This window comes from Pantoea sp. Fr+CA_20 (assembly GCF_024520835.1).
In the GTDB taxonomy this organism is placed as follows: Bacteria; Pseudomonadota; Gammaproteobacteria; order Enterobacterales; family Enterobacteriaceae; genus Pantoea; species Pantoea allii.
The window spans coordinates 30,895-57,682 of sequence record NZ_JALNPN010000004.1 but is presented as its reverse complement, the minus strand read 5'-3'; the positions used below and the strand labels follow the sequence as shown (position 1 = coordinate 57,682).

The following is a 26,788-nucleotide window of genomic DNA, read 5'->3' as shown; positions in this document are numbered from 1 at the left end:
GTTTCTCCAATAAATAACGTTGATGAGTCGGGCCACCGGCAGTTTAGGGTTTATCCTGTTACCCATTGCAGTCACGTGGGAAACCCCTGCGTTCTCTGTGGCCCGATTACTTTACCTGTGCTGCCTGAGCAGCCTGTTGTTACATCAACCCTTTCTTCGCCAGCTCGGCTTTGAAGTTATCGCGGGTGATTAACACCACGTCGGTGACTTCGGTAAATTTCGGTGGTTCCTGACCTTTGCTCACCCAGTTGTAGAGCATCTGGCTGCTCTTATAACCGTGGATATCCGGGCTTGGCAGCAGAGAACCGTAGAAGCCGGTAGCGTTAGCTTTTGACAGTTCACTCACCGCATCCACACCGTTAATGCCGATACCGATGACGTCAGCGGCCTTAAAGCCCTGACCTTCTGTTGCGCGCACGCCGCCCAGCACGGTGTTATCGTTCATGCCGACAATCAGCCAGTGTTTCACTTCAGGATGCTGTACCAGCAGGGAGTTACCGGCATCGAATGCGCCGGGGATGTCATTAGACTTGGTTGGTACCTGATAGATCTGTTTTGCCGGGAATCCCGCAGCTTTCAACGCATCCATCGAGCCCCCGGTGCGGCGACGGGCGGTATCCAGCTCGTTGGCGGTAATCGCCATTACAGCCGTATCTTTCGCGTCCCAGCCGCGTTTTTGCATTTCTTTATACAGTTCCTGACCCTGACGCTCACCGATCTTGGTCGCCGCCATCATGACTAATGGCACGGTATCCATTGGCTTGCCTTTGGCGTTAACAAACTGGTCATCCACTGCGATCACTTTCAGACCATAGCCGCGCGCCTTGGCCATAATGGCCGAGCCCAGTTTGGGGTCCGGTGTACAGATAACAAAACCTTTCGCGCCACTTGCCGCAAGGCTGTCGATGGCATTCAGGGTTTTTTCACCATCCGGAACGGCGATTTTAATCACGTCAAAGCCCAGATCTTTACCGGCCTTATCAGCGAACTTCCATTCTGTCTGGAACCACGGTTCCTCCGGTTGCTTGACCAGGAAGCCCAGCTTCATGGTTTCGGCGATAGCTGATTGTGACATAACCGCTGCCAGCCCAATGGCTGCCAACGCTTTAGTGAATTTATGCATGATGCTCTCCGGCGCTAGTTGTTTTATCGCTGTTAAAAACGAATTGGTGTAAACGTTACCAGTTAACTTTCTTTTTTGGGTACAGAAGTAAATCAGGACGTTAGCGCGAGCCGCGATGGGAGCCTGCTTAAACGTTGGCCTATTTTTAGCGGGAATGGAGAAGAAAAATGTAGAGCGGTATCACATCTTAAAATCACGACAGAATGATCCATACATTTAGCAAATTTAACCGTCTATTAACTTTTGCAATGGATCACAATTTCACTGCTCATGGCAGAAAAGTGCATATTCTCAGCCAGCCATGACTAACCGTTATTTCTTACACATCACAGGATAAGGAGGTTTATTCATAACAGGAGATTCAAATGCGTACTGAAGCCATCACCCTGGGACTGGACTTTGGTAGTGATTCGGTGCGTGCGCTGGCGGTGGATTGTCACTCTGGTCAGGAGCTGCAAAGTGCCGTGGCAAACTATGCACGCTGGCAGCAAGGACTTTACAGCGATCCTCACAGCAACCGCTTCCGCCACCATCCACAAGATTATATCGACGCCATGGAGCAGGCGATGCTCGGCGTATTAAATGCGCTGAGTGAAACGCAACGTGCGGCCGTCGTCGGCATCGGCGTTGACAGCACCGGCTCCACCCCGGCCCCTATCGATCGTGACGGCAATGTACTGGCTCTGCGGCCTGAGTTTGCTGAAAACCCGAATGCAATGTTTGTGCTGTGGAAAGATCACACGGCAATAGAAGAAGCCGAGGAAATCAACCAGCTTTGTCACAGTGGCCGCTTTACCGACTACAGCCGGTATATTGGCGGGATTTACTCTTCTGAATGGTTCTGGGCAAAAATCCTTCACGTTACCCGCAACGATGCTGCGGTGCGCGAGGCCGCCGTGTCCTGGGTTGAACTGTGCGACTGGGTACCGGCGCTGCTTAGCGATACCGTCGCCCCTGATAAACTGCGGCGTGGGCGCTGCGCGGCAGGACACAAAGCCCTGTGGCACGGTGACTGGAACGGGTTGCCCGATGTTGAATTCCTGAATGCGCTGGACCCCAGTCTGACTCAACAGCTGGATTCGCCGCTGTTTAAAGAGACCTGGACGGCGGAGTTGCCGGTGGGCACCCTGAGTGCCGAATGGTCACAGCGCCTGGGTTTATCACAGCAGGTCACCCTTTCGGGCGGTGCGTTTGACTGTCACATGGGCGCAGTGGGCGCAGGCGCGCGGCCTTATACGCTGGTCAAAGTGATTGGTACCTCCACCTGCGACATTCTGATTGCTGACACCGAAAAAGTCGGCGATCGTGCCATTAAAGGCATATGCGGCCAGGTCGATGGCAGCGTGGTGCCTGGCGCAATAGGTCTGGAAGCCGGTCAGTCGGCATTTGGCGATATTTATGCCTGGTTCAGCCGTCTGCTGGGCTGGCCGTTACAGCAGGCAGCGCAGCAACATCCTGAACTCAAGCCGCAGCTGGCGGAGATACAAAAGTCGCTGATCAAAAACCTGACTGACGCCTGGGCCGCTAATCCTCAGTTGGATCACCTGCCGGTGGTGCTGGACTGGTTCAATGGCCGCCGCACACCCAACGCCAATCAGCGTCTTAAAGGCGTGATTACCGACCTTAATCTCGGCACCGACGCGCCGGCCCTGTTTGGTGGCCTGATTGCAGCGACCGCCTTTGGCGCTCGCGCCATCATGGAGTGCTTCGAGCAACAGGCTATTCCGGTTGAGAACATTTTGACCCTGGGCGGTATTGCCCGTAAATCCCCCGCCATCATGCAGGCCTGCTGCGACGTGATGAATCGTCCGCTGGATATCGTCGCCTCGGATGAATGCTGTGCGCTGGGTGCGGCGATCTTTGCCGCCGTGGCCGCCGGTGTTCACCGCGACGTCGAGCAGGCACAGAAAGTGATGGCCAGCCCGATTGACGTCACGCTGCAGCCCGATCCGCAGCGCGTCGCGCGCTATCAGGAACTTTATCAACGCTATCAACAATGGTGCGTGACGGCAGAACCTCATTATGCCGCACGTTCCGCTTCCGCTAAGTAAAGGAGTGGTTTATGCAACAGTTCAACGTGTGGTTTGTCATTGGTACACAGCACCTCTACGGAGCGGAAACGTTACGTCAGGTTGAGCAGAATGCCCGTCAGGTGGTGGAAGGTTTAAATCAGGCGGGACTGCCTGTGCGCCTGGAACTGAAACCGCTGGTGAAATCGCCTGATGAAGCGCTGTCGCTGTGCCGCGACGCCAGTCACGATCAAAACTGTGTGGGTATTATTACCTGGCTGCATACTTTTTCGCCGGCCAAAATGTGGATCGGCGGTTTAAACGTATTAACGAAACCGTTATTGCAGTTTCATACACAGTTCAATGCTGAAATCCCGTGGGACAGCATGGACATGGACTTCATGAACCTGAACCAGACGGCCCACGGCGGCCGTGAGTTTGGCTTTATTGGCGCACGTATGGGCCTGCAACACAGCGTGGTGACCGGTCACTGGCAGGATAAACACAGCCAGCAGCGCGTTGCCAACTGGATGCGTGCCGCACTGGCTAAACAGGCCAGTCAGAACCTGAAAGTGGCCCGTTTCGGCGATAACATGCGTGAAGTGGCCGTCACGGAAGGCGATAAAGTCGCCGCGCAAATCACGTTTGGCTATGCCGTCAACGGCTGGGGTGTGGGTGATTTGGTCGAGGTGATTAACAGCGTCAGCGATGGTGATGTTAACGCGCTGGTCGATGAGTACGAAAGCCACTACCGCTTTACCCCTGTGGCCGCCGTCGGCGGTGAAAAGCGTCAACATGTTCTGGATGCTGCACGCATTGAGCTGGGCCTGAAGCGTTTTCTGGACGATGAAGGCTGTAAGGCGTTTACCACCAACTTCCAGACGCTCCATGGGATGACCCAGTTACCCGGTCTGGCGGTACAGCGCTTAATGGGCCAGGGTTATGGTTTTGCGGGCGAAGGCGACTGGAAAACGGCTGCCCTGCTGCGCATTTTCAAAGTGCTGGCGGGCGACCGTCCCGGCGGAACCTCCTTTATGGAGGATTACACCTACCACTTCTCACCGGGTAACGATTTAGTTCTGGGCTCACACATGCTGGAAGTGTGCCCGTCCATCGCGCTGGAAGAGAAACCGCTGATTGACGTTCAGTTCCTGGGCATTGGCGACAAAGCCGATCCGGCGCGCATGATCTTCTCGACACCCGCAGGCCGCGCGATCAACGCCAGCGTGATTGATATGGGTGACCGCTTCCGTCTGTTGGTCAACGTGGTGGATGCCATTGAACAGCCTAAACCGCTGCCAAAACTGCCTGTCGCCCGTGCGCTGTGGAAGGCTCAACCGTCACTGGCAACCGCCTCTGAAGCCTGGATTCTGGCCGGCGGCGCGCATCATACCGTGTTCAGTCAGGCATTGAGCCTGGATGATATGTATCTGTACGGTGAGATGCACGGCATTGAAGTGCTGGTTATAGATGAACATACCCGGTTGCCTGCTTTCAAAGATGCCCTGCGCTGGAACGATGCGTACTACCATATGAAACGTTAAGATTGCTGAGACGTTGCGAACGGGTCAGATTGCTGGCCCGTTTTCATGGTTCACCGGTTACTCCATAAATTCAAGCGTCTGCCCGTCAGGACTCATCACGTATATCACTCTGGTTCCCTTTAACGGGCCGGCGGCGATGGTCTGGGGTTGGCCCGGCGTCTTCCAGCCGTGTAGGGAAACACGCTCCAGCAGTGCATCCAGATGTTCAACCCTGAAAGCCAGATGTGCATAGCCCGGCGCATAGGGAGGCGACGATTCATCCGGCACCACAATATTGTCATATTGCAGGAGCTCTATTTTCATGCCTGCCAGTTCAACCAGTGCCATTTGCACATCCGCGCCTCGCGCTCCCGTTACCTCATCAATTATCGCGCCGGACATGTTCCCTTCACGTAACAGTGTGCCGCCCAGCACCGCTGTCCAGAAGTGCAAGGACTGCTTGATGTTTCTCACTGAAAACCCGACATGATCGTAACTTTTTATCATCTGATATAGCCTTTGCGTTGAGGAATCGAGCTTTTTAAGAATGTATCATTAGCTTCATCGGCATAAATCACAGGGCGTGCTTTGCCGGAGTCGATATAAACCCAGGCAGCATAACCGCGACCGAAATAACAGAACGTCCAGGCTTCTGATCCCGCTCGTTCCAGTCACAGAAGCCAGAATAATCATTCAGTCTGGCGCTGTCGTGAGGTGATGGCTATTTGGCAACAAGCCCGGCAGGTAAACGATTATCGGGACAATAGCGGTAAGTGACTGCGCCCTGACCTTGTCTGAAGGTAAACCGGTGATGATTTATCATCGTCAGGGTAAACGTATCGCTGACGTCAGGGCCAGCCCCCACACCGGCATCAATGCAACGCTGAGTGACAACATAGTTGCGGCCCTGAGCAGACTGAATATTCAGCTTGCAGGCGTGGGTATGCGCACTATTCAGTCCCACCCCGTCATAGTGTTTTATCCCGGCGTTCGCGGGGTCACGACACGATTGTGATGTATCGACATAAATGCCCTTTTGCAGCGCTAATACCCCCTCCGCACAGGCCGGGGCGATAAACAGGACGGTCACTGAGGCTAAAATCATTTTTAAGCTGCTGACTTGCGCTCGCCCCTGAAAAATTTGTAGTGGTTTTTTTTGCATCCTCATCCTGCCGCTCCCTTTTCTGCCAGGTGATGCACCATCTGTTAAACATCAGACGATGGCTGGCATGCGTTCTGGATAGTAAATCCGGCGTTAAATGACCGGTTATCGTTCATACGACTGCGCGTTAAATTCTAGTGGTTAAAAGGATAAGCAGGCTTTTTATCGCAATAATTTAGCGGATGATAATCTTTGACCCTGCGTATGCCGATATCGTTTTCAAACGTCAGGTAGGCTGTGTGCGGTTTTTTCGTCAGCACATTCGCCACAAGTTCGATAAAATGCGCTTTGTTGCCCTCTTGAGGATAGCGTTCGAAGATTTCCTCAAAAAATGACAGGGGGAACATGTCTGCGTTCATCCCTCCATCCATAAATGCCCCTAAATGTACCAGCGCGATTTCAGGTCTTTTACGTACGGGGATTTCCATACTGGCATGAAGCGCGATTGCATCCCAAATCACCTCTGCTTTGGTTTCTGAAAACCCGTTTTCAATCAGATAATGGTGGGCCGCATCCGCCCCATCCAGTTCAAATCGCGCCTCTTTGATGTAGTTATCTGTTAACCCTAAATCGTGCATGATGCAGCCAAGATACAGCATCTCTTCATCAAAAACTTTTCCCAGCTTTTTCCCAATTGATGCGCCGAAAAGATAGGTTCTGACAACATGATTAAACAACGGCACTGATGAGCTGGCGGCCACCAGCGCGGTGGCGCCATCGGCGATGGCGCTATGCGGGATGGTAATTCCCGCAATGCTGGCCGGCAGTATCGCTTTCCCCTTTGTTAACGCTATTGCTGGCATCGCCTTGCCTGCGGCGTTAACTATCGAAGCACACATTACGCAACAGCATGAATAAAGAAACTCTCTGCGTTTCATATCCGTCTTTCCTGAATAAAGTCTATCGTTAACCCCGGTGTGCCGACGCAGGCGCCAGTTTTTGGGCGGCCTTCTCAATGAGAGGTTTTTTCGCGTTAATCATTTCGGCTGAGCGCGCCATCACGTCCTTTCTGACAGCGGCGGGGGCCGTTTCCAGTCGACCGGCGTTGAAAGGGGGCGCTGGCGCATATTCGAGTCCGAGCTGCGCTTTCATCGCCGTTTCTTCTCCGCAAAGTTCGGCAATGAGGGTCAGGGCAAAATCAATTCCAGCGGTTACGCCTCCGCCGGTAATGATGTTTCCATCCCTGACCACGCGCCCAGCATCAGGTATGGCACCGAACAGCGGCAGTTGGTCACGCCATGCCCAGTGACTGGCTGCCCGCTTGCCCACCAGCAAACCTGCCGCCCCCAAAATGATCGAGCCAGAGCAGACCGAGGTTATATACGTCGCGGATGATGCGAGTTTCTTTATTGCCGCCATATAGACGTCGTCCTCAAGGGCATTGGTGCAGCCACTGCCCCCCGGGACGCACAGCACGTCACATTTCTCAATTTGCATCAGGTCTTTCAACTCAGCGCCCGTCAGCATGGACAGCTCTTCCGCCGACAGAGGCAAGGATGGGCGTAAACTGCGGCGTACGAGAGAAGAACTGATAGGGCCCGGTAAAATCCAGTTGCGTCACACCGTCATAGAGGGGAATGAGTACGTCAAAATGTCCGGTCATGATTTTTACCTTAATCAATGAAGTTTTCAGGACACAAACTAGCATCTGGCGTAATATCCTAAATGACATTAATCGTTCAATTTAGGACATCATGAGAATCTGCTTCTACATTTTTGACGATTTTCAACTGCTCGATCTGAGTGGCCCACTGGCCGCTTTTCAGATGGTGTCGTTTACCGAGCACCCTTTCCCCTACACGCTCAAGGTCTGCTCTTTTCAGGGCGGAATGATAAAATGTACCGCGGGATTTGCGCTTGAATCTGAGCGCCTCGATCCTCAACAAGCCTGCGATTTACTGCTGGTTGTCGGCGGAAAAGGTGCCCGAAGGATTAAAGGATCGACGCCCGAGGGCGAAGCGATCAAGACGGCCTGCCTGAACAGCAAACAATTTGGCAGCATCTGCACCGGCGCGTTCGTCCTGGCCTCGCTGGGGCTGCTGGCGGGCAAAAATGCCACGACGCACTGGAAGCAAAAACGTGCTTTTGCTCAGCAATATCCTGATGTCCAGCTGTCGATTGATAGCCTGTTTGTGCGTGATAGCAACGTCTGGACGTCGGCAGGCATCATCAGCGGGATCGATCTTGCGCTGGCCATTATCGAAGACCATCTTGGCGGGGATATTTCCCGAAAGGTCGCGCAGGAACTGGTTGTGGCTCAGCGCCGGGCGGGCGGCCAGACACAATTTTCGCCACTGTTACTGTCTGAGCCTGAGTCATCCAACATTCGCAGCGTGCTGAATTATATTCATACGCACCTGGATGCAGACCTGTCTGTGACTCGCCTGGCGGAGATAGCCTGCCTCAGCCCCAGGCAGTTCAGCCGCAAATTCACCGCTGAAACCGGTGAAACGGTGGCGAGAGTGGTCGAGCGGATTCGGGTAGATGCTGCAAAAGGGATGCTGGAAAACGGGGTGGGCAATGTTGAAAAAGTCGCCAGGCTCTGCGGTTTTGGCAGTACCGGACGAATGAGGCGGGCATTTTTAAAATACTGGGATAAATCTTCCCAGGCCTTTAAATAACACCGGCCTTCTTTCGGGCAGCGCGACATCAGCCCTGCCCGTCGTTGTTCGGGCTTATCCTGGCTGACAAGGCATTTTTAAAATGACTGACGTGACAGCAACGGACTGTCGACCAGCACGCTATTGCGGTGGCTATCCCCGTTAATGATATGCAACGTACTCAGGCGACCAATTTCGTAATGCGGCAACTGCACCGTCGACAAAGGCGGCAAAAACAGATTACCGATGCCAACCAGATTATCGTAACCCAGCACCGCAATATCCTGTGGGATACGTATTCCCTGCCCCAGCAACGTCTGATAAACCATAAACGCAATGCGGTCATTGCCACATATCACGGCATCGAACTGCGGCTGCCCCTGATGAATATGTGCCATCAGCATGTCCGGGATATCGCGGTAGTGCTCGTCACCATATTGCATATAACAATGATCAAGATTATCGGGGTTAATATTGGCTTCACGACAGGCCTGATCCAACCCCTTACGGCGGCGGCGCGTCGCCAGATGGTTGATCGGTAAATGCAGACAGAGCGGTCGGCGGTATCCTGCCGCGAGCAGTGACTGCACTGCGTGATACTGGCCTTGTTCGTCGTCAGGGATATAGCTGGCCACCGGCTCCCCTTTATTCTCACAATTCGCCAGCACGCAGGGATGCGTCAGTAGCTTGGGTGGCACGCTGACTTCGCGCAGTCCCATGGTCGTAAAGATGATGCCGCCAGGCCGGTGCGCAAGAAGCAGATCGACAATATCATCGGGGTTATCATCTGAAAACATGTTCACCACGAAGCTGTTCCAGCCATACGCGCGCGCGGTTTCCTCAATGGACAGCGTGATCTCGACAGAAAAAGGCGTGGTGACCGTATCCAGCGCAAGCACACCAATCGTTTTGTTTTTGGCACCGACACGCCGAACCTGCCTGGCAGAAAGATCCGGCACATAGTTAAGCTGTAATATTGCCGCCTGCACCCTGGCAAGGGTTTCTGCCTTCACACGGTCAGGGTCATTCAGCACCCGCGATACCGTCATTAACGATACATTAGCCAGTCTGGCCACATCTTTTAAAGACGCCATACCTCTCCATTAAGCCTGCCCACGATTCCGGCCTGGTTTTCATGCATCCCGCTATTAACGGATGCTGTGCCACTACCCATGCCCTTACCACAGCGTAAATCTCAGAAATATGCAAACCCGAATCAAAAAGTTGATCGAGGTCTCAACACATCGATGTTAACGTTAACTTTTGTGATTAACATCGACTATTGCACTCAAACGCAGTGTACACCACAAATGTTAACGTTACCATTCTGGCATATCCTTCTTATGAGATTATGTAGATGAAAAAACGGCCTTCCCGCAGCTATTTGCTACTCAGCGCACTGCTGTTCTTTTTCTTTATGACCTGGTCCTCTTCCAGTTCACTTCTCTCCATTTGGCTTCACCAGGAAGTCGGCCTTAAGGCGTCGCAAACCGGCATCATCTATTCGGTCTTATCCGTATCGGCCCTCTTTGCCCAGGTTTGTTATGGTTTTATTCAGGACCGACTGGGTCTGCGCAAACATCTGCTGTGGTTTATTACCGCCCTGCTGATTCTCTCTGGCCCTGCTTACCTGCTGTTTAGCTATTTGCTGAGTGTGAATATTCTGTTGGGTAGCCTGTTCGGCGGTGTGTTTATTGGCCTGACCTTTAACGGCGGTATCGGTGTGCTGGAATCCTATACCGAACGCGTTGCCCGTCAGAGCAGCTTCGAGTTTGGCCGGGCCAGGATGTGGGGCTCCCTCGGTTGGGCTATCGCCACGTTTTTTGCCGGGCTGCTGTTTAATATCAACCCCAATCTTAATTTCCTGGTGGCATCATGCTCCGGACTGGTTTTCTTCTGCCTGCTGGCGCGTTTGAAAGTGGCGGCCCCGGCAAGTATGGAGAAACTCGAAATCGGGGCTAAAAAAGTCTCGCTTGCCGATGCCTTTCGCCTGCTTACTCTGCCGCACTTTTGGGCGCTGATCTTTTTCGTGGTCGGCACCTGTATTTATGGCGTGTACGATCAGCAATTCCCGGTTTATTTCTCTTCTCAGTTTCCGACGTTAAAAGAAGGGAACGCCATGTTTGGCTATTTAAACTCCGTCCAGGTCTTTCTGGAGGCAGCAGGTATGTTTTGCGCGCCCTGGCTGGTTAACCGGATTGGCGCTAAAAATGGTTTGATATTCGCCGGTATGGTGATGGCGCTGCGCATGGTGGCATCAGGCCTGGTGGTAGGTCCGCTGCTGATTTCCATCACCAAACTGCTTCACGCTGTTGAACTCCCTATCCTGTTGGTCGCCATTTTTAAATATAACAGTCTGAATTTCGATAAGCGTCTGTCTTCCACGATCTATCTGGTGGGCTTCGCCTGTACCAGCTCAATTATTGGCACCGTGTTATCGCCGCTGGCGGGCTTTAGCTATGAGCGGTTTGGCTTCGCCCAGTCCTATCTGATTATGGGCATCATGGTGTTCTGCACGACGTTTATTTCCATTTTCCTTTTGCGCTCAACTAAGTCCTCCTCTGAGCCATCCTTGTTACAGCAAAACGCTGTGTAATTTATTGAGAGTAAACACAATGACATCTTTATTAAAACAGGCTGAACAGGCACTTGAAACCTCGCAATCCGGGATTAATCCACGCTGGTATCCACGTTATCACCTTGCCGCTCGCGCAGGCTGGATGAACGATCCTAACGGCCTGGTCTGGTTTGAAGGCTGGTATCACGCGTTCTACCAGCATCACCCCTACTCCACAAAATGGGGACCGATGCACTGGGGGCACGCCCGCAGTCAAGATCTGGTGCACTGGGAGCATCTGCCGGTTGCGCTGGCACCGGAAGGCCCGGCAGACAAAGACGGCTGCTTCTCAGGCTCTGCCGTGGTGGACGGCGACACGCTGGCATTGATTTATACAGGCCATAAATTTCACGGAGCCGCCGACACGGATGACAACCTCTATCAGGTTCAGTGCCTGGCAACCAGTCGCGACGGTATCCACTTTGAACGCCAGGGTTGCGTGATCGATACCCCGCCAGGCCTGCATCATTTCCGCGATCCCAAGGTATGGCGCGAAGGTGAGTTCTGGTACATGGTTGTCGGCTCCCGCGTCGAGGACACAGGTCAGGTGCGCCTGTATCGCTCCGCCGATCTGCGTGAATGGCACGACGAAGGTGTTTTTGCCGAGGCGGCAGACGGAATGGGCTTTATGTGGGAGTGCCCGGACTTCTTTTCCCTGGGCAATCGACGCGTCCTGATGTTCTCCCCGCAGGGGATCGCAGCGACAGGTTATCACCATCGCAATCTGTTTCAGAGCGGCTATCTGCTCGGCGAATGGCAACCCGGTGAAGCCTTCACCCATGATGGACAATTCATTGAGCTGGACCATGGTCACGATTTTTATGCGCCGCAAAGCTTCCTGACCCCGGATGGTCGCCGCATTGTCATCGGCTGGCTGGATATGTGGGAATCACCGATGCCCGAACAGCAGGACGGTTGGGCCGGGATGCTTTCTCTGCCACGTGAGTTAAGCCTGGGCGATGATAACCGTGTGCGGATGAAGCCCGCGGCCGAGGTCGCCGCCCTGCGTGGCCGTTATTATGCGGTACCGGTGCGCGAGCTGAACAATCAAACCCTGTCTATCGGGGAACATGCCGAGGCGGTTGAAGTGCGGCTGGAATGGGATCTCAACGCATCTTCGGCGGAGCAATATGGTCTTGCGCTGGGCGACGGGCTGCGAATTTACGTCGACAATCAGGCCCAACGGCTAATTGTAGAGCGTCGTTACCCGGAATTTTTGCTTGAGGGAACACGCAGCATTTCCCTGCCAGCAGACAAGCGACTGTCGCTGCAAATTTTCATTGACCGTTCCTCTGTGGAAGTGTTTGTCAATGCGGGCACCGCATGCCTGAGTAGCCGAATTTACCCTCAGCCTGACAAGCGTGATTTAACATTGTTTGCCCATAACGGCGTCGCCGCCTTAGAAGACGCTGGGTACTGGTCTCTGGACAGATAATTCCGTCCTGATCCGTAACGCCTCTTAGCTACTGATTTTTTATTTCTGTCAGTCTCTGACTGGCTGCTCTCGCCTGAAATAATGAGACAGAAAAATGGATGAAATATTAACGCCGTTCCACCGGGTTAGTGTGATGAATAGAAAAAATAGGGTTTCGGGAAAAGAAACACTGGCATTGATGCTGTCATTAGCGGCCTTTCCTGCTGTAGCCGAAAACACACCGGACTCGTCAAATGTTTATACCGGGAACTATCAAAGTTATTTTTATGATGAAACGGATAATCACCCTATCCGCACGGCGCCTGCTAAAAAGGAACCTGCGCCGCCGGTCAGCCACGTTTCCTCCTCGCCGGTTACGGTGGACAGGACAGCCGAACATGCCGCACCACCCGTGCCGGCGACCTTATCCCCTGCAGGCGAAAATAACATAACCGACCCTGAACTCAGCAGTAAGGTGGCTATGCCAGCAGATGTCAGCCTGCTGCGTTTAAGACAGGAAGATCCGCCGGTTCACTGGAACAGTATCGGCCGCAATATGGAGGCTGGCGGCTTACACGGCAACATTGGCACACAGATAGAAATTGATGATGTTCGCTGGCGTGATAAGAGTAGAAACAGCGGAAAGTTTAAGCTCGCAACCATACAGGCTTTTTTAAGGCATGATGAGTTACCAAACTGGTACTTTGGTTTCTGGAATGCCCGGGAAGACAGCTATAAAGGCCAGTTTAGCAATCAGAAATACGATGCCACCAATACGATTAATGAGTTTTTTGTTGGCCATATCTTTGAAACCTGGCGAGGTAATATAGGCACAGAAGCCATGATCGGTTCCGAAACGGCCACGAAACGCTGGAAGAATCGTTTTAAAGTCTGGCAGGACCTGCGACTCAGTAATAAATGGAGTCTTGCCGGTTATGCTTATGGCGAATATCAGCCCCAGGGCAATGAACCGGGAAATGGCGATCTTGAACAATATATTTTTGAAACTGAGCCGGCTATTCAATATCGCGTGAATCCGGATATGGGATTGTATTTACGGCCTTATTATTACTATAACCGTCAGGTACGTGAAAACTGGGGTGACATTGTTGAAGTGGAATGGAAAGTAACGGCCGGGCTTTGGCGAAACTGGTATCCGCTTTTAACCTCGCTGTATGTGGGCTTCGGTCAGGACAAAACCGAGAACGCCAGTAACGCCAACGAAGTTTTTTATAACGGCCGCTATAAATTTATCGGCGGCACCCTCAGCTATCCGGTGTTTGGTGAAGTCAGACTCTATGGTGAATTCAGAGCAGAATTTACGAAAGAAGACGGACTCTGGACATATAAAGGTCACTCATGGAATCCCTTTACCGTGGTTGGCGTGAATTATAACTTCTGATATTCAGGTGCAGCATGAAAAAATTAACGTTAGCGACATTCGTCGCACTGCTGACGCTTTCCGTTGGAAATACGCCAGTTTATTCACAACCCTCTAAAGAAACATTACAAAATAAAAGCATTACGCGAATTAATGGCTTTTTTCCGCGAGTGGAAGGCTCATTTATTGGCGATCCCATGCCGGTGTATAACAATGGCGAATTTGATATTTTTTATCTTAATGATGTCCGTGGCGGCAGTGACTTAGGCGTGCACGCGATTCATCTGCTGTCGAGTGCCAACTTATATGATTATCAGAACCACTCTGAAGTGATTCCCTACGTCAATAACGTTGACAACCCGGAACTGCTGTTGGGAACCGGATCGATCATTAAAGTCGGCGACACCTGGCATGCCTGGTATACCGCCCACAATGAAAACGTGTTTCCGGTGGAGTCCATTATGCACGCCACCAGTAAAGATCGTCTTCACTGGGTTAAACATCCCAATGACACCCTTCTGCCGGGCAAGAAGTATCGCGGTAATGACTTCCGCGATCCTCACGTTGTCTGGATTGAAGAAAAAAAAGAATACTGGATGTTAATTACCACGCGTAGCAACGGCCGAGGGGTTATTGCCCGTTACCGTTCAACCGATTTAACAAACTGGGAAGACAGCGGTATCTTTTTCGATAATGACACTATCACCACGAACGCCAATCTCGAATGTCCGACACTGGTGTTCTTCAACGGGCGTTGGTATCTCAGCTTTAGCGATCAGTGGCCGCTGCGTCTGACACAGTACCGTGTCGCGGATAATCCGGAAGGGCCGTGGCGAAAAACGAATAATTATGTGGTCGATGGCTCAGGTTTTTACGCGGGAAAACTGGTACGCAAAAACGACCGCTTATTCGTTTTCGGTTGGATACCTACCAAAGCAGGAAACCGTGACAGCGGCAATATTGACTGGGCAGGGAATCTGGTTGTTCACGAGTTAATCGCGGAGCCTCAGGGCCAGCTCAAGAGTGTTATTCCGCAGGAATTGCAGACCGCCATCGACGCGAATCCAGGTCCGGTTACCACGCTGACAGAAAGTAAAACGCTAAAAACGACCACACAGTTCGCATCGCTACAGTCCTCTGTGTATCCGCCCCTGCCTAAACGCGCGGTGCTGACTGCCACCGTGGATATTCCCTCTGCCGGCATGGTTATGAGCTTTGGCCTTACTGACGACAGCATCAGTAAGGCCGGGCTGAACGTGGTGTTCAATAAGAGCAAAGGGAAAGTTTATTTTTTTAACTCTCCGCTGACCTCAATTCATCAGGACAATGCGGAATCCTGGGTAGATGTTCCGCTTGATGAAAAAATTGAGTTGCGCGTCCTGATACAAAACTCAATTGCTGTTTTTTACATCAACAATAAGGCGGCATTCAGTACCCGGATGTATTCCATGGAGGGGAAACCCTGGAGCATCAGCCTGCCTCAAAACGATCATTTTCACGCGACGTTGAAAATAAAAGAAATGATTTAATGGGATCGTATTATGAAAAAACATCATGCCCTGAGTATTATTTTTGCCCTGCTGTGTCCAACCCTGACCCATGCGAGCATGAGCGTCATGAAGGATTTATCAGGCACCGTTATTGCGGTCGATCCGTGGTCCTATCTGGATGAAGATATCATGTGGACCTCTGCCCGCTCATCAAACCCAGCTGGCGGTCGCGTTCATGGCCAGTTAAAAATGAAATATGCGATTGAGGATAACAACTGGCGTAACAGCCATTTTCATAACGGCAATGACTCACTCACCTTTGTGCAGGGCGTAATGCGTCATGATGCATTACCCGGCTGGTATCTGGCCTTTTCTGAAGGGCGAACCACCAATTATAACGGTACCTGGGAAGACCAGACTTACCTCAGCCAGAATCAGTGGACTCAACTTATTGTCGGCCACGAATATTTCTACAAACGTCTGCGCTACGGCTGGGATGTGATGGGCGGAAGTTCGTCTGTAGAGGACCGCTGGCAGGGGCGCGTCAAATTCTTTACCGATTTACGTTTAACAGACCGCCTCTCATTCTTTAATTATCTTTATCAGCAAATCGATCACCGCCGCAGTGGCGGTTCACAAAATGATCGTGATGTGCGTTCATTCCAGATTGAGCCGGGTGTGCAGTATATTATCAACAACACAACGGGCATCTGGTTTCGCCAGCAATTCGCCTCGGGAATTTTAGACAGAGAACAATGGGGCGATATAGACGAAAAAAGCTGGACCACATCCGTAGGCGTCTGGCATAACTGGGGAAAACTCTCTACAACCCTCAGCGGGGGATATGGACATTATAAGAAAAATAATGCCCAACCTGAGGATGGTGAAATATTCCAGAACACACGCAGTCGTTTCCTGAAAGTGTCGATGAATTATCCGCTGACTACGCGCTTTACTGTTTCTGGCGAAGTCACGGGGGCATTGAAAAATCAGAGTGGCAGTTGGGTCACTCAAGGCGATGCGATCACTACCCGTTACACGTTGATGCTGGATTATAATTTTTAAACAGGGGCGTAAATCATTCGCGGTGTAAGGGAACGGATCATGTTATTCGACACAGCCGGACTTACGCCGCGAACCTGATCACGATAGTGATAATGATGATAACTCTGAGGTTACGGAGAGATGATGGATAATGAGGCGTTCAGGTCAGTAATATCACTGTATGAAAGAAACGCTGCCGCATTTGCAAAACTGCGCGCCACCAACCTGTCAGAAAAACCCTGGCTGGACAGATTCCTCCATCATGTTCGTCCCAACGGACATATTCTGGATCTGGGATGTGGCAATGGAACGCCGATTGCCGGGTATCTGCTGAGCCGTGGGTTCCGTGTGACAGGCATTGACGGCTCGCCTTCAATGATTGCCCGCTGCAAAGAAACCTTTCCTGAACACACCTGGCAAGTGGCGGATATGCGGGAGCTGCAGTTGGGACATCGTTTCGATGGTATTCTTGCCTGGGACAGTTTTTTTCATCTTACCCGTGCCGATCAGCGGCAGATGTTTGCCATTTTTTCTGCGCATGCCAGTAAGGGCACCGCACTGATGTTTAACGCTGGCCCGGCGGACGGCGAAGCCATAGGTGAATTTCAGGGTGAGCCGCTTTATCATTCCAGCCTGTCGCCGCTTGAATACGCGTCACTCCTGCAGCAGTACGATTTCCATATTGTGCATCATGTTGTCGAGGATCAGCAGTGCAATGGCCGGACATTATGGCTCGCAGCTAAAGATTAATCCTCCCGTTGCCACCCACAACAGCCCTTACTCGTCGCATTCTCGCCAGCATCGTGTGTGAGTCTGCACCAGCAGGCTGATGCCGTCTTGTCAGCAAGGGCCGCATTAATCGCATTGATATAAGCCTGTGGCAGTCGGGTTCTGCAACCGGCCCCATTCGCCTGACCGTTAATAATTCGCTATCATCCCTCCCTGCTCACTCCTCAGGCTTACTGATGTCTACGATCGTTGATACTTTTATTGCTCCGCCGTGCCACGAGGCGATAAACATTCTCTATGAGGATGACCATCTGGTGCTGATCGACAAGCCCAGTGGACTACTGAGCCTGTCGGGTAAAAACCCACAAAACCTGGACTCGGTACATCATCGCCTGGTGCAACTGTTTCCTGGTTGCACACTGGTTCACCGGCTGGATTTTGGCACCTCGGGGCTGATGGTCGTGGCGCGAAATAAAACCATTAACGCCGCGCTTTGCCAGCAATTCAGCGCGCGCGCAGTCACCAAGCAATACAGCGCGCTGCTGTGCGGTCATGTAACGGATGAGCAAGGTGTGATTGATGCCCCCATTGCCAAAGATGCGGCCAGCTTTCCACGGATGTCGATTTGCCCGCGCCATGGCAAACCAGCCCGGTCTGGTTACCAGGTTACTGAACGTTTATATCAAAAACGGGATGACGCCACGGCCCTTCCCCTGACGCGGGTGACGCTGAGCCCGGAAACCGGGCGCACGCATCAGCTACGTATTCACTGCCAGCTGTTGGGTCATCCGATTCTGGGCTGTGATCTCTATGGCGGTCTTGATCTGCCGGGTACGCAGCAGACGCCGCGGCTCATGCTTCATGCCAGTGAACTGCACTTTGTCCATCCCGTCAGTGGCACGCCGTTTCACGCTCGCTGCCCCAGCCCGTTTTAACGCACGTTAATCATACCGCTGGCCCGGCCGCCTTGCACTGCGCGGCACCGGCTCTTCGCATCGCACCGGATATCGGTTTATTTCAGCCGTAAGTTGTCCAGGAAGTCTGCGATCACGCTCGCAATCACCTGGCCGTGCGTTTCGAGCGCGAAGTGTCCGGTATCAAAGAAACGAATCTCTGCCGCAGGCAGATCCCGTTTCCACGCACGTGCGCCAGCAGGCAGGAAGAAGGGATCGTTCTTTCCCCACACCGCTAACAATGGCGGCTGATACTGGCGGAAGTAGTTCTGGAACACCGGATACATAGCAACATTTGACGCGTAATCCAGCAGCAGATCGAGTTGAATGTCCGCGTTACCCGGCCTAAGAATTTGCAGGCCTTCAAGCGTGTAACCATCGGGTGAGACACGACTTTTATCCGGCACGCCCTCAAGATATTGCCATTTGATGGAGGCGGGCGTTGGGAAGTCTTGCAGCGCATTGCGGTTCTCCTGAGTCGGTTCCTGCCAGTAGCGCTGAATCGGTTTCCAGCCCTCTCCCAGCCCTTCCTCGTAGGCGTTACCGTTCTGAGAAATAATGGCCGTGATCCGCTCCGGATGACTGACGGCAAGCCGCCAGCCGACAGGTGCGCCGTAGTCGTGCACCATCAGTGCATAGTTATTCAGCCTGAGCTGCTGTGTTAACTGTTCGATAGTCATCGCCAGTTGCTCGAAGGTGTAAGCGTACGCGTCCCGCGCGGGCGCTTCGGTAAACCCGAATGCAGGCAGGTCGGGAGCGATCACGTGATAGCGCCCAGCCAGTTGTGGAATCAGTTCTCTGAACATAAATGATGACCCCGCAAAGCCATGCAGTAACAGTATTGTTGGCCTGCTGGGATCGCCCGCTTCGCGATAAAACACCTTGACGTCGCCGACCTGCTCGTAGCGGTATTTTACGCCATCCAGTTGCTGTGCATCGTTAACGTCGTGCGTACGCAAACTGTCTGTCGTCGTAATGGATTTTGAAGCCGCCATGATGTTTCCTTATGGTGTAACCGTTAAAGTTGTTATTTGAAGGTTACGATCTTATTTGCTAACCTGTCAAATATGTTTTTAACAGTTACAGGCAGCTATGAATCCCGATCTCAACACCCACGACTTCCTTTTCCTGGCGGATAACCTCGCACTGGACTTTATCAATAGTGAATACGGCGTGGTCGAGCAGCGACATGACGGTTTCAGCGACGATCGACGCGTGATGCTCTGGCTGGAGATGGCAGGGATCTGGCCGGATGGCGCGCCTTTACAGGCACCTGATGGGCTGTTACATGAAGCGCGGGCGCTGCGCCATAGTGCACGTGCATTAGTCGATGCTGCGATGAATGGCTTATCTGCGGAACTGACCGTTCTTAACAGGCTCTATAAGGACGGGCGCCCGACGGAGCGACTGGCGTGGGATGATGACGCGCAGCGATACCAGATCGCGATTAGCCACGAGGAGATAAGTACAGCCATCCTGCTTTGGCCGGTGGTCAACGCACTGGTCGAGCTTGTTGTCAGTGACAGCTTTACGTACGTGCGCCAGTGTGAAGCACATGACTGTATCCTGCTTTTCCATGACCTCAGTAAATCGCACCGCCGCCGCTGGTGCAGCATGGCGACCTGTGGCAATCGCATGAAAGTCGCGGCGTTTCGATCCCGAAAGCGATCGGATCAGGCTTGATTATGTATCCCGGCTCGCCTGAGGATGCCGGGACGATGTTATCGATGCTCAATACCGATAAATGCGCGGTCAACCTGGCCCAGGGTAATGCGCCCTGCCGCCGCCGTCCGAGCGGCAAACGGCGCGAGCCCTGCGGCGAGAGTGCACAGCACTTTGCTGCAAGGCTCAGCGGTTATCCCGCCTGATTGCAGTCATTACCACATCAGATCATCGGGTACTTTGAAATCAGCATAAGGATCGTCTTCATCCTGCGCTTCCTGACTCAGCGCACTGTTTAAGACGATACTGTTCGCATCACGTTCGGCAATTTTATCGGCAACGCTCGCGGGGATAATGGCGTAATGACTCTCTTCGCTGTTGTCTGCCTGCAAACGCGCAATCGCCAGACGGCCACTAATAAGCTGTGACTGGGTCAGCTTATCGACCATTATCTTTTTAATCAGATTATTATCGGTGAAGTTAAAACCAATATTGCCTTTAGAAATGTCGATTTTATTCATTTCGATCAGCTGCTTCACCTGCGCCTTATATTCTTTTGAAAGCGCAGCCTGCCGGTGTTGTTCATTGAGCTGTTTGTCGCGTTCAAGCTGGGCTTTTTTGTTTTCTTCCACAGCTTCGCGCGCCTCGCGGGCCTGAACACGCGATTTTTTGGCCGTTCTCTGGACCTTGTCCATTTTCTTACTGGTGACCAATCCCGCTTTTAACAGCTGCTCTTGTAAGGTGAGTTTTGCCATCTTCTTCTCTGAATCTGATAAGGAATGGGCGGGATTATACCTGAGGCAGTGTCAGATTGCAGACGCTGATGTGGTGCGCGCTTAAGATCGGAGAGTCAGTTGTACGTTGCATGAGGTGTAGCGGGTTACTGCGATTTTCCTGGCGTGAAAGTTGTCGTTGTCGATGCCACCGGAATGCTTACAGGCTGCCAGTGCCTTGTTGAGAAAGGCGCTGGCAGTTCTGGCCCGAAGCTGTCAGACCTTGAGCAGTTTCACCGTGGCATCGATATCAATCTCATCCTCAGAGAAGATTAAGGTCGCCCCCTGAAAAGTGGTGATCGCCAGTTTCTTCAGCGTACGCATCTCATCGGCCTGGTCGGCTGATTTGGGTTTGATATTGTTCATCAGAATGCCCACAGACAGCACCGTATTTTCTTTATCAATGCGGCTACTGGCAGGGACTTCTTCGCTGTAAACCACAAAAGACTTAATGGCGGTAAGCTTAAGCCGCTCGCCCGCAATGAAGATGTATTTGCTTTCCGGCAGGACTTTCACCGCATAGGCCGACAGCCCTTTATTGTTCGTGGTGGGCTCAAACGTGACCGACGCATCTTTCTTAATCAGATCAGGGTTGGCGACCTTAATCACGTGAAAATAGCGGTTATCGCCGTTTTCATCTTTTATAAAGCCAAAGCCTTTATCCTGAAACCAGGTTGTGATTGTTCCATTCATCGCCATTACCGCCTACCTAATCGTTAATCTACTCAATTTTTTCAGCGCGCAGTGTAAAACACAATGCAGGCGCAAACTACGCCTTTGGGCTAAGTCGGGCTGATAAATTTCTGCGCTGCCGGTGGGCGGCCCCGGGGAACGACGCTGACGAAGCCATCGGGGCATGATTAACGCTATGCGGATAATGCCGCGTGCTATGGCGAATTGAGCAAAAACCACTCCATTCAGTGGTCAATAAGAAATTATCTGTTCGCTCACCACGATATACTTCTTTTATACAAATGAAAGGGGTTAATCACATGATTTATAAACCAAAATTTATCAGCTTCGATTGCTATGGAACGCTAATTAATTTTGAAATGGGACCGACAGCAAAGACACTTTTTGCCGATCGCATCGCAGAACAGCGGATGCCCGCCTTTCTTGAAAGCTTTCGTTTCTATCGTCTTGATGAAGTGCTGGGCGACTGGAAGCCCTTTTTCCAGGTGGTGGAAAACGCCATTCAGCGGGCCTGTAAAGCTCATGATGTGGCCTACCGCGATACTGACGCGCAGGCTCTCTATGACGCCGTGCCCACCTGGCAGCCGCATCCTCACGTTGTGGAAACGCTGGAACTGATATCCCAACATTTTCCTTTAGTGATCCTGTCGAATTCGATGACCGATCTTATCCCACACAGCGTCGCCCATCTTAAAGCGCCCTTTCATGCTGTCTATACCGCAGAAGAGGCGCGTGCCTATAAGCCGCGTGCGCAGATTTTTGAATACATGTTTGACCAACTGGGCTGCGGGCCAGAACACATCATGCACTGCTCCTCCAGCTTCCGTTATGACCTGATGACGGCATCCGACCTCGGCTTTATGGGCAAAGCATTTATCGATCGTGGGCATGAGCCCGCCGTCGACGGCTATGGCGTTGAACGGCTCACCAACTTCCGCCAGCTTGCCGGCCTGTTGGGCCTTTGATTTGTCTCCAAAGACGGTAAAGCGAGGGAAAATGATGCTTGATGAACACACCAACCCTGCTGTCGCATTGAGCACAGCCGCGCCGGCCCTCTCACTTCCGGCCATTCAATCTTTAGTGTCTGAAATGTATGGCATTGAGGGCAACATTCGGTCACTGGCCAGTGAGCGCGATCAGAACTGTTGCATCGAGCAGGCAGACGGCACGCGCTATGTGTTGAAGATCAGTAATCCTTCTGAAGCGCTGTCGATTGTGGATTTCCAGATTAAGGCGCTCAACCATGTCGCTGAGGTTGCACCCGACCTGCTGATTCCGCGTGTTGTGCGGACGCGCAAAGGACAGGATTGTGACAACGTCACTCTAGTTGATGGTGCAAAAACCACTGTCAGGATGCTGACCTATCTGGACGGGATGCAGGTTAAGGACACGGACCGAACGCCTGCACAACGTCGTGCCATGGGCACCTGCCTGGCCCAACTCGATCTGGCTTTACAGGGTTTCACACATCCTGCCGCCAGCCATGATCTACTGTGGAACGTTTCTGCCGCACATCGTCTGATGGATAAACTGGAGGAACTCGTCGACCCCACGCGCCGCAGGCTGGCGGAGAAATTTATGACGCGTTTCACCACGCACGTCCTGCCGCGCCTGTCGGCAGTCAGGGCGCAGGTCATCCATAACGATTTTCACCTCTACAACGTGATGGTGGCGCCAGAGGAACAGGACCGCATTACCGGGATTATCGATTTTGGCGACATGCTTTATGCCCCACTGGTGGGCGAAGTCGCGACCGCTGCGGCCTTTCAAATGTCAGGCCAGCCCGATCCGTTTGAAGGCGCAGCCCAGTTCGTGGGTGCCTATCACAAAACGCTCCCGCTCAACGACATGGAGCAAGACATCGTTACCGATCTGATGGCCACCCGTCATCTGATTACCGTCCTGATTACCGAATGGCGCGCGGTCCGCTATCCCCATAACCGCGCCTATATCATGCGTCATAATCCAGCCGCCTGGGAGGCGCTGTCCTTCATGGCGGATCTGTCTCGCGATGCGGCACGTGACCGATTGCTGACTGAACTCTGAAACGGGAGAAATTAATGAAAAGCACCACCGATCTTAATATGGTAAACGCCTATATCCCCGGTCAGGCCGACGTGGGACCGGAAACGGCCGCGATGATCGAAAGGCGCGATGCGCTGTTGGGTCCGGCTTATCGTCTGATGTACGAGCATCCCTTACACATCGTGCGCGGTGAAGGCGTGTGGCTTATCGATCCTGAAGGCCGTCGCTACCTGGACATTTATAACAATGTGACCTCACTTGGGCATTGTCATCCTGCCGTCACCGAGGCCATTTGTCAGCAGGTTAAAACCCTCGCGACGAATACCCGCTACCTGCACGACACCATTCTGGAACTGGCCGAACGTCTGCTGGCAACCGTGCCGGAAACGGCGCTTGCGCATCTGATGCTGACCTGCACAGGCAGTGAAGCCAACGATCTGGCCTACCGTATTGCCAAAATACGGACCGGCGGCACCGGCATCATCGTGACCGAAACTGCTTACCATGGCATCACGGACGCGGTTTCTCAGTTCTCGCCCTCGCTGGGCACCTCGGTTGACCTTGGACCTCATGTGCGTCTGGTGCCCGCGCCCCGTCTCTACCATGCCGAGGGGGCCGATCTCGGCGAGCGCTTCACGCGTGATGTCGAAAACGCCATTGCCGATCTGCAGCGCCACGGCATTAAGCCCGCCGCACTGATCGTCGATTCGCTGTTTACCAGCGATGGCATCCTGCCTGGCACAGCGGGTTTCCTGAAAGGCGCGGTCGATGCCATCAAACAGGCCGGAGGATTGTTTATTGCCGACGAGGTGCAGCCTGGCTTCGGACGCACGGGCGAAAACATGTGGGGCTTTCAGCGTCATAACGTCATCCCGGACATCGTTACGCTGGGCAAACCGATGGGCAACGGTCAACCGATTGCCGGGCTGCTGGCCACGGCTGACGTTCTGGCAGAGTTCGGTCAACGCGCCCGTTATTTCAATACGTTTGCGGGCAATACGGTTTCCTGTGCCGCCGCGCTGGCCGTCCTGAAAACCATTGAACAGGATGACCTGATTGCCCATGCCCGCAAGGTAGGCGCACTTCTGCTTGAGGGCATTACCGCCCTCAGTCACAAGCATGAAGCCATCGGCGATGTGCGTGGCGCGGGCCTCTTTGTTGGCGTGGAACTGGTTTCCGATCGCCCTTCCCGTACTCCGGACCGCTGGCTAACCAGTCAGGTGGTGAACAGAATGCGCCAGAAAGGTGTCCTGCTGAGTGCATGCGCAATGGGACATAACGTGCTGAAGATTCGTCCGCCCCTGGTGTTGACGGCGGAACAGGCGCAAATGATAATCGAGGTACTCGATCAGTCGTTAACGGAAGCGACTGCCGCCAGGGCGTCACAGCCCATTCCGAGGTAATCACCTGTCTATGTCACATCCTAAGCCTCTCGATCGTACTGATATCAGAATACTTGAGCATCTTCAGCGCGAGGGGCGTTGTTCAATAGTTGAACTGGCTGAGGCGATTAGCCTCAGCCCCAGTCCCTGTTTAGCGCGTACCCGACGCCTGGAACAAAGCGGCATTATTTCGGGTTACGCCGCCAGGGTCACGCTGAACAAACTGGGCAACAATCTGGTGGTGTTTTCCGAGATCACGCTTAATAGCCATTATCCTGCCGATTTTATTAAATTTGAATCCGGCGCCTGTCAGTACCGGGAGATCGTGGAGTGCTATAACATCAGCGGCGGCTACGACTATCTGTTGAAAATTATCGCCCCCAATTTATACAAGTTTCAGGACCTGATGGAGCGTTTGCTGGAAGATGAGATTGGCATAGCAAAATTCGCCAGCCGCGTGGTACTTCGGCAACCCTGGCAGTGGCGCGAGGAGCCGCTAACCGAGATTGCGACAGGCCAGACAAGCTGGAAACAAGGCTAACGGCGCGCCTTCACCGCTCGCGCCTGTGCCGACAGAGACGCTTTACCTCAACGTATTACTGATGCAGCATGGAAAATGGCTATCCCGATGTATAACCTCTGAACGGTGTGGGAAATGATCATGCGACTTGAACTGGCTGTCCTGCTATTTACAGGTTCAACCGCAGCGCTGGCAGCAGCACCTGCCGACGATGCCTGGCATACTTACATGGCTGAACTCACCCGGCAGTGCCCATCTAAGCACCTGGAATGGCTCGCTCCGGCTGATATTCGTGATGCGCTTGATGATTACAAATCACATATGAATACCGATTTACAGCATGCGATGACGGCTTCTGAACATCACCGCTGCCAGGGCGTTTCGGCAGGTGCGACATGTGACAATAGCGGTGACCTGGATATCGCGCAGAAAAACGGTCTCGTCCCCTCTGTGGCGGCCTCATTTTGTCACCGCTTTGTGAGGTGCAGCAAGCAATCGGACTGCGACAGCCAGAGCGCACCCTGACGCAGACTTATAATTTACTGCGCTGCCCCTGTTAACTTCGACCGTACGGTTTTGTATTAACCCAGTTGGTCGCTCAAGACATCGCCCTTAAAACGCTAAATCTGCCTGCGCCTTAGCCTGTTCGCGAGCATGGCCCGGCGCACTTGCTGCATCGCATCACGACATTAATCGTTAGCACCTGCCTTCATCCGCACATCCCTCGCGCTCCTCTTTTAGAAAATCAACAAATGCGCGCAAGGGCGCAGACATAAACCGGCTGGGAAAATAGAGCCACGGCCCTTCAAAAGCAGGCCACCATGCTTCGAGTAACGGATGGAGTTCGCCTGTTTCAAAGTGAGGCTGAAGCCAGTTTTCAAACGTCGCGATAATGCCCTGGCCTTTTATTGCCAGATCGATCGCCCCCGACACACCATTGACCCCAATAGTCAGACGTCCGGGCGCATCGACGCGGACAGTTTCTCCGTTATGCGCAAACTCCCATGGGATCAGCGCGCCACTGGAATATCGCAGGCGAATGCAGTCAAGTTCCGTTAACCTGGCGGGATGTGACGGCGAGCCGTGAGCGGCGAGATAAGCCGGTGACGCCGCCAGCGCTAAACGCTGTTGACGAGGGCCGATGGGAATGGCAATGGCATCCTGGGCAAGGTGCTCGCCATAACGTATTCCCGCATCGCAGCCTTCCGATGTGGCTTCGATGAGGCGATCATCGACCATGATTTCCACCTGTAAGCGCGGATGACGAGCAAGAAACCGATCGATCAGCGCGGGAAGGATATCCACCATGACGGCACCCGTGACGTTCAGTTTAAGCACCCCGCGCACCGCCTGCTGAGAGCTGGCAACGTCGTTCAGTATGCTCCGCATTTCGCTGAGCAGTGGCGACATACGTTCGGACAACATCCGGCCGGCTTCAGTCGGCGTTACGCTGCGCGTCGTGCGGATAAAAAGCGGCACGCCAAGGCTCAGCTCAAGCGCGGTCACCCTTTCACTGACGGTAGAAGGAGACAGCCCCAGCTTTTTGGCTGCCGCACGAAAGCCCTTAGCATTAAACACTGCCAGAAAAATCGATAAATCGTTCATCTACACGGCCTACGATTGTTCGCCATTTCGATCAGGTTATTCGTATTAGCCTCTGTTATCAAACAGCATTGCCTGGGCTATAA

General features: G+C 52.9%; 28 protein-coding genes. 17 read left to right on the top strand and 11 right to left on the bottom strand.

Annotation, left to right across the window (positions count from 1 at the left end; translation table 11 throughout):
- Positions 1 to 139: 139 nt before the first annotated feature.
- Positions 140 to 1,123 (bottom strand): arabinose ABC transporter substrate-binding protein, encoded by a 984-nt coding sequence (locus NR177_RS07165; protein ID WP_063879511.1) that lies wholly within the window; start codon positions 1,121 to 1,123, stop codon positions 140 to 142.
- Between the two features lie 365 nt (positions 1,124 to 1,488).
- Here NR177_RS07165 and NR177_RS07160 point away from each other — a divergent pair, with 365 nt between their 5' ends.
- Complete coding sequence (locus tag NR177_RS07160; protein ID WP_256852553.1) at positions 1,489 to 3,174, top strand: ribulokinase; 1,686 nt, start codon at positions 1,489 to 1,491, stop codon at positions 3,172 to 3,174.
- An 11-nt stretch (positions 3,175 to 3,185) separates the two neighbouring features.
- Positions 3,186 to 4,676, top strand: coding sequence for an L-arabinose isomerase (gene araA / locus NR177_RS07155; protein ID WP_096010690.1), 1,491 nt, complete (start codon positions 3,186 to 3,188; stop codon positions 4,674 to 4,676).
- A gap of 57 nt (positions 4,677 to 4,733) precedes the next feature.
- Here araA and NR177_RS07150 read toward each other — a convergent pair whose 3' ends face one another.
- The 5 genes from NR177_RS07150 to NR177_RS23870 all read right to left on the bottom strand — a co-directional run bounded on the left by NR177_RS07150 (position 4,734) and on the right by NR177_RS23870 (position 7,420).
- Entirely contained in the window at positions 4,734 to 5,162 is a 429-nt protein-coding gene (locus NR177_RS07150) for a VOC family protein (protein WP_063879508.1), read from the bottom strand.
- A gap of 214 nt (positions 5,163 to 5,376) precedes the next feature.
- Positions 5,377 to 5,760, bottom strand: a complete 384-nt coding sequence (locus NR177_RS07145) for a hypothetical protein (RefSeq protein WP_128604270.1) — start codon at positions 5,758 to 5,760, stop codon at positions 5,377 to 5,379.
- Positions 5,761 to 5,951: 191 nt separating this feature from the next.
- The gene (locus NR177_RS07140) at positions 5,952 to 6,695 is read right to left on the bottom strand and encodes an HD domain-containing protein (protein ID WP_096010693.1); all 744 of its coding nucleotides are present in this window, start codon (positions 6,693 to 6,695) and stop codon (positions 5,952 to 5,954) included.
- A 28-nt stretch (positions 6,696 to 6,723) separates the two neighbouring features.
- A complete protein-coding gene (locus NR177_RS07135; RefSeq protein WP_306277991.1) occupies positions 6,724 to 7,284 on the bottom strand; it encodes a DJ-1/PfpI family protein in 561 nt (186 codons plus the stop codon).
- Positions 7,268 to 7,420, bottom strand: coding sequence for a hypothetical protein (locus NR177_RS23870; protein ID WP_306277990.1), 153 nt, complete (start codon positions 7,418 to 7,420; stop codon positions 7,268 to 7,270). Before NR177_RS23870 ends, NR177_RS07135 begins: the two co-directional genes overlap by 17 nt.
- A gap of 91 nt (positions 7,421 to 7,511) precedes the next feature.
- Between NR177_RS23870 and NR177_RS07130 the strand changes: the two genes are divergently transcribed.
- The gene (locus NR177_RS07130; RefSeq protein WP_109716297.1) at positions 7,512 to 8,438 is read left to right on the top strand and encodes a GlxA family transcriptional regulator; all 927 of its coding nucleotides are present in this window, start codon (positions 7,512 to 7,514) and stop codon (positions 8,436 to 8,438) included.
- Between the two features lie 77 nt (positions 8,439 to 8,515).
- Here the strand turns inward: NR177_RS07130 and NR177_RS07125 are convergent, their stop codons facing one another.
- Positions 8,516 to 9,511, bottom strand: coding sequence for a LacI family DNA-binding transcriptional regulator (locus tag NR177_RS07125; RefSeq protein WP_063879505.1), 996 nt, complete (start codon positions 9,509 to 9,511; stop codon positions 8,516 to 8,518).
- A gap of 263 nt (positions 9,512 to 9,774) precedes the next feature.
- On the opposite strand from NR177_RS07125, the gene NR177_RS07120 reads away from it, so the two are divergent.
- The 7 genes from NR177_RS07120 to NR177_RS07090 all read left to right on the top strand — a co-directional run bounded on the left by NR177_RS07120 (position 9,775) and on the right by NR177_RS07090 (position 18,027).
- A complete protein-coding gene (locus NR177_RS07120; RefSeq protein WP_063879504.1) occupies positions 9,775 to 11,013 on the top strand; it encodes an MFS transporter in 1,239 nt (412 codons plus the stop codon).
- Between the two features lie 19 nt (positions 11,014 to 11,032).
- Positions 11,033 to 12,469, top strand: coding sequence for a glycoside hydrolase family 32 protein (locus tag NR177_RS07115; RefSeq protein ID WP_256852552.1), 1,437 nt, complete (start codon positions 11,033 to 11,035; stop codon positions 12,467 to 12,469).
- A gap of 94 nt (positions 12,470 to 12,563) precedes the next feature.
- Positions 12,564 to 13,850 (top strand): OmpG porin family protein, encoded by a 1,287-nt coding sequence (locus NR177_RS07110; RefSeq protein WP_372340333.1) that lies wholly within the window; start codon positions 12,564 to 12,566, stop codon positions 13,848 to 13,850.
- 14 nt (positions 13,851 to 13,864) lie between these two features.
- Positions 13,865 to 15,358 carry a glycoside hydrolase family 32 protein gene (locus NR177_RS07105; protein ID WP_256852550.1) on the top strand — a complete coding sequence of 498 codons (1,494 nt, stop codon included), beginning with the start codon at positions 13,865 to 13,867 and terminating at the stop codon, positions 15,356 to 15,358.
- A 12-nt stretch (positions 15,359 to 15,370) separates the two neighbouring features.
- Positions 15,371 to 16,384 carry an OmpG porin family protein gene (locus tag NR177_RS07100; RefSeq protein ID WP_096010700.1) on the top strand — a complete coding sequence of 338 codons (1,014 nt, stop codon included), beginning with the start codon at positions 15,371 to 15,373 and terminating at the stop codon, positions 16,382 to 16,384.
- A gap of 123 nt (positions 16,385 to 16,507) precedes the next feature.
- Positions 16,508 to 17,113: a class I SAM-dependent methyltransferase gene (locus NR177_RS07095; RefSeq protein WP_256852647.1), complete on the top strand. Its 606-nt coding sequence runs from the start codon at positions 16,508 to 16,510 to the stop codon at positions 17,111 to 17,113.
- 215 nt (positions 17,114 to 17,328) lie between these two features.
- On the top strand, positions 17,329 to 18,027 hold the full coding sequence (locus NR177_RS07090) for an RluA family pseudouridine synthase (RefSeq protein WP_256852549.1): 699 nt from the start codon (positions 17,329 to 17,331) through the stop codon (positions 18,025 to 18,027).
- Positions 18,028 to 18,104: 77 nt separating this feature from the next.
- Here NR177_RS07090 and NR177_RS07085 read toward each other — a convergent pair whose 3' ends face one another.
- Positions 18,105 to 19,040 carry an alpha/beta fold hydrolase gene (locus NR177_RS07085; RefSeq protein WP_256852548.1) on the bottom strand — a complete coding sequence of 312 codons (936 nt, stop codon included), beginning with the start codon at positions 19,038 to 19,040 and terminating at the stop codon, positions 18,105 to 18,107.
- Between the two features lie 97 nt (positions 19,041 to 19,137).
- Between NR177_RS07085 and NR177_RS07080 the strand changes: the two genes are divergently transcribed.
- Positions 19,138 to 19,728 carry an ABATE domain-containing protein gene (locus NR177_RS07080; RefSeq protein WP_256852547.1) on the top strand — a complete coding sequence of 197 codons (591 nt, stop codon included), beginning with the start codon at positions 19,138 to 19,140 and terminating at the stop codon, positions 19,726 to 19,728.
- A gap of 2 nt (positions 19,729 to 19,730) precedes the next feature.
- Positions 19,731 to 19,913 (top strand): hypothetical protein, encoded by a 183-nt coding sequence (locus NR177_RS07075; protein ID WP_063879495.1) that lies wholly within the window; start codon positions 19,731 to 19,733, stop codon positions 19,911 to 19,913.
- Between the two features lie 9 nt (positions 19,914 to 19,922).
- On the opposite strand, the gene NR177_RS07070 is transcribed toward NR177_RS07075, so the two are convergent.
- A complete protein-coding gene (locus tag NR177_RS07070) occupies positions 19,923 to 20,462 on the bottom strand; it encodes a DUF2058 domain-containing protein (RefSeq protein ID WP_256852546.1) in 540 nt (179 codons plus the stop codon).
- 234 nt (positions 20,463 to 20,696) lie between these two features.
- Complete coding sequence (locus tag NR177_RS07065; protein ID WP_063879484.1) at positions 20,697 to 21,179, bottom strand: cold-shock protein; 483 nt, start codon at positions 21,177 to 21,179, stop codon at positions 20,697 to 20,699.
- Between the two features lie 293 nt (positions 21,180 to 21,472).
- On the opposite strand from NR177_RS07065, the gene NR177_RS07060 reads away from it, so the two are divergent.
- From NR177_RS07060 to NR177_RS07040, 5 genes are all read left to right on the top strand, one after another.
- Positions 21,473 to 22,138: a haloacid dehalogenase type II gene (locus NR177_RS07060; protein ID WP_256852545.1), complete on the top strand. Its 666-nt coding sequence runs from the start codon at positions 21,473 to 21,475 to the stop codon at positions 22,136 to 22,138.
- Between the two features lie 31 nt (positions 22,139 to 22,169).
- Positions 22,170 to 23,219, top strand: a complete 1,050-nt coding sequence (locus tag NR177_RS07055) for a phosphotransferase (protein WP_256852544.1) — start codon at positions 22,170 to 22,172, stop codon at positions 23,217 to 23,219.
- Positions 23,220 to 23,233: 14 nt separating this feature from the next.
- Positions 23,234 to 24,601 (top strand): aspartate aminotransferase family protein, encoded by a 1,368-nt coding sequence (locus tag NR177_RS07050; RefSeq protein WP_063879481.1) that lies wholly within the window; start codon positions 23,234 to 23,236, stop codon positions 24,599 to 24,601.
- A gap of 10 nt (positions 24,602 to 24,611) precedes the next feature.
- Entirely contained in the window at positions 24,612 to 25,121 is a 510-nt protein-coding gene (locus NR177_RS07045; RefSeq protein ID WP_063879480.1) for an Lrp/AsnC family transcriptional regulator, read from the top strand.
- Between the two features lie 114 nt (positions 25,122 to 25,235).
- Entirely contained in the window at positions 25,236 to 25,625 is a 390-nt protein-coding gene (locus NR177_RS07040) for a hypothetical protein (RefSeq protein ID WP_244915402.1), read from the top strand.
- Between the two features lie 171 nt (positions 25,626 to 25,796).
- Here the strand turns inward: NR177_RS07040 and NR177_RS07035 are convergent, their stop codons facing one another.
- Positions 25,797 to 26,705, bottom strand: coding sequence for a LysR family transcriptional regulator (locus tag NR177_RS07035; protein WP_256852543.1), 909 nt, complete (start codon positions 26,703 to 26,705; stop codon positions 25,797 to 25,799).
- Positions 26,706 to 26,788: the final 83 nt, after the last annotated feature.

Bases quoted from the DNA above. Each gene is read 5' to 3' on its own strand.
- NR177_RS07090 (WP_256852549.1), top strand. From the start codon at position 17,329: ATGTCTACGATCGTTGATACTTTTATTGCTCCGCCGTGCCACGAGGCG.
- NR177_RS07095 (WP_256852647.1), top strand. From the start codon at position 16,508: ATGGATAATGAGGCGTTCAGGTCAGTAATATCACTGTATGAAAGAAAC.
- NR177_RS07145 (WP_128604270.1), bottom strand. From the start codon at position 5,760: ATGATTTTAGCCTCAGTGACCGTCCTGTTTATCGCCCCGGCCTGTGCG.
- NR177_RS07035 (WP_256852543.1), bottom strand. From the start codon at position 26,705: ATGAACGATTTATCGATTTTTCTGGCAGTGTTTAATGCTAAGGGCTTT.
- NR177_RS23870 (WP_306277990.1), bottom strand. From the start codon at position 7,420: ATGACCGGACATTTTGACGTACTCATTCCCCTCTATGACGGTGTGACG.
- NR177_RS07100 (WP_096010700.1), top strand. From the start codon at position 15,371: ATGAAAAAACATCATGCCCTGAGTATTATTTTTGCCCTGCTGTGTCCA.
- NR177_RS07045 (WP_063879480.1), top strand. From the start codon at position 24,612: ATGTCACATCCTAAGCCTCTCGATCGTACTGATATCAGAATACTTGAG.
- NR177_RS07150 (WP_063879508.1), bottom strand. From the start codon at position 5,162: ATGATAAAAAGTTACGATCATGTCGGGTTTTCAGTGAGAAACATCAAG.
- NR177_RS07125 (WP_063879505.1), bottom strand. From the start codon at position 9,511: ATGGCGTCTTTAAAAGATGTGGCCAGACTGGCTAATGTATCGTTAATG.
- NR177_RS07065 (WP_063879484.1), bottom strand. From the start codon at position 21,179: ATGGCGATGAATGGAACAATCACAACCTGGTTTCAGGATAAAGGCTTT.
- NR177_RS07130 (WP_109716297.1), top strand. From the start codon at position 7,512: ATGAGAATCTGCTTCTACATTTTTGACGATTTTCAACTGCTCGATCTG.
- NR177_RS07070 (WP_256852546.1), bottom strand. From the start codon at position 20,462: ATGGCAAAACTCACCTTACAAGAGCAGCTGTTAAAAGCGGGATTGGTC.
- NR177_RS07160 (WP_256852553.1), top strand. From the start codon at position 1,489: ATGCGTACTGAAGCCATCACCCTGGGACTGGACTTTGGTAGTGATTCG.
- NR177_RS07135 (WP_306277991.1), bottom strand. From the start codon at position 7,284: ATGCTGACGGGCGCTGAGTTGAAAGACCTGATGCAAATTGAGAAATGT.
- araA (WP_096010690.1), top strand. From the start codon at position 3,186: ATGCAACAGTTCAACGTGTGGTTTGTCATTGGTACACAGCACCTCTAC.
- NR177_RS07105 (WP_256852550.1), top strand. From the start codon at position 13,865: ATGAAAAAATTAACGTTAGCGACATTCGTCGCACTGCTGACGCTTTCC.
- NR177_RS07115 (WP_256852552.1), top strand. From the start codon at position 11,033: ATGACATCTTTATTAAAACAGGCTGAACAGGCACTTGAAACCTCGCAA.
- NR177_RS07085 (WP_256852548.1), bottom strand. From the start codon at position 19,040: ATGGCGGCTTCAAAATCCATTACGACGACAGACAGTTTGCGTACGCAC.
- NR177_RS07075 (WP_063879495.1), top strand. From the start codon at position 19,731: ATGTATCCCGGCTCGCCTGAGGATGCCGGGACGATGTTATCGATGCTC.
- NR177_RS07165 (WP_063879511.1), bottom strand. From the start codon at position 1,123: ATGCATAAATTCACTAAAGCGTTGGCAGCCATTGGGCTGGCAGCGGTT.
- NR177_RS07050 (WP_063879481.1), top strand. From the start codon at position 23,234: ATGAAAAGCACCACCGATCTTAATATGGTAAACGCCTATATCCCCGGT.
- NR177_RS07080 (WP_256852547.1), top strand. From the start codon at position 19,138: ATGAATCCCGATCTCAACACCCACGACTTCCTTTTCCTGGCGGATAAC.
- NR177_RS07055 (WP_256852544.1), top strand. From the start codon at position 22,170: ATGATGCTTGATGAACACACCAACCCTGCTGTCGCATTGAGCACAGCC.
- NR177_RS07040 (WP_244915402.1), top strand. From the start codon at position 25,236: ATGATCATGCGACTTGAACTGGCTGTCCTGCTATTTACAGGTTCAACC.
- NR177_RS07110 (WP_372340333.1), top strand. From the start codon at position 12,564: ATGGATGAAATATTAACGCCGTTCCACCGGGTTAGTGTGATGAATAGA.
- NR177_RS07060 (WP_256852545.1), top strand. From the start codon at position 21,473: ATGATTTATAAACCAAAATTTATCAGCTTCGATTGCTATGGAACGCTA.
- NR177_RS07120 (WP_063879504.1), top strand. From the start codon at position 9,775: ATGAAAAAACGGCCTTCCCGCAGCTATTTGCTACTCAGCGCACTGCTG.
- NR177_RS07140 (WP_096010693.1), bottom strand. From the start codon at position 6,695: ATGAAACGCAGAGAGTTTCTTTATTCATGCTGTTGCGTAATGTGTGCT.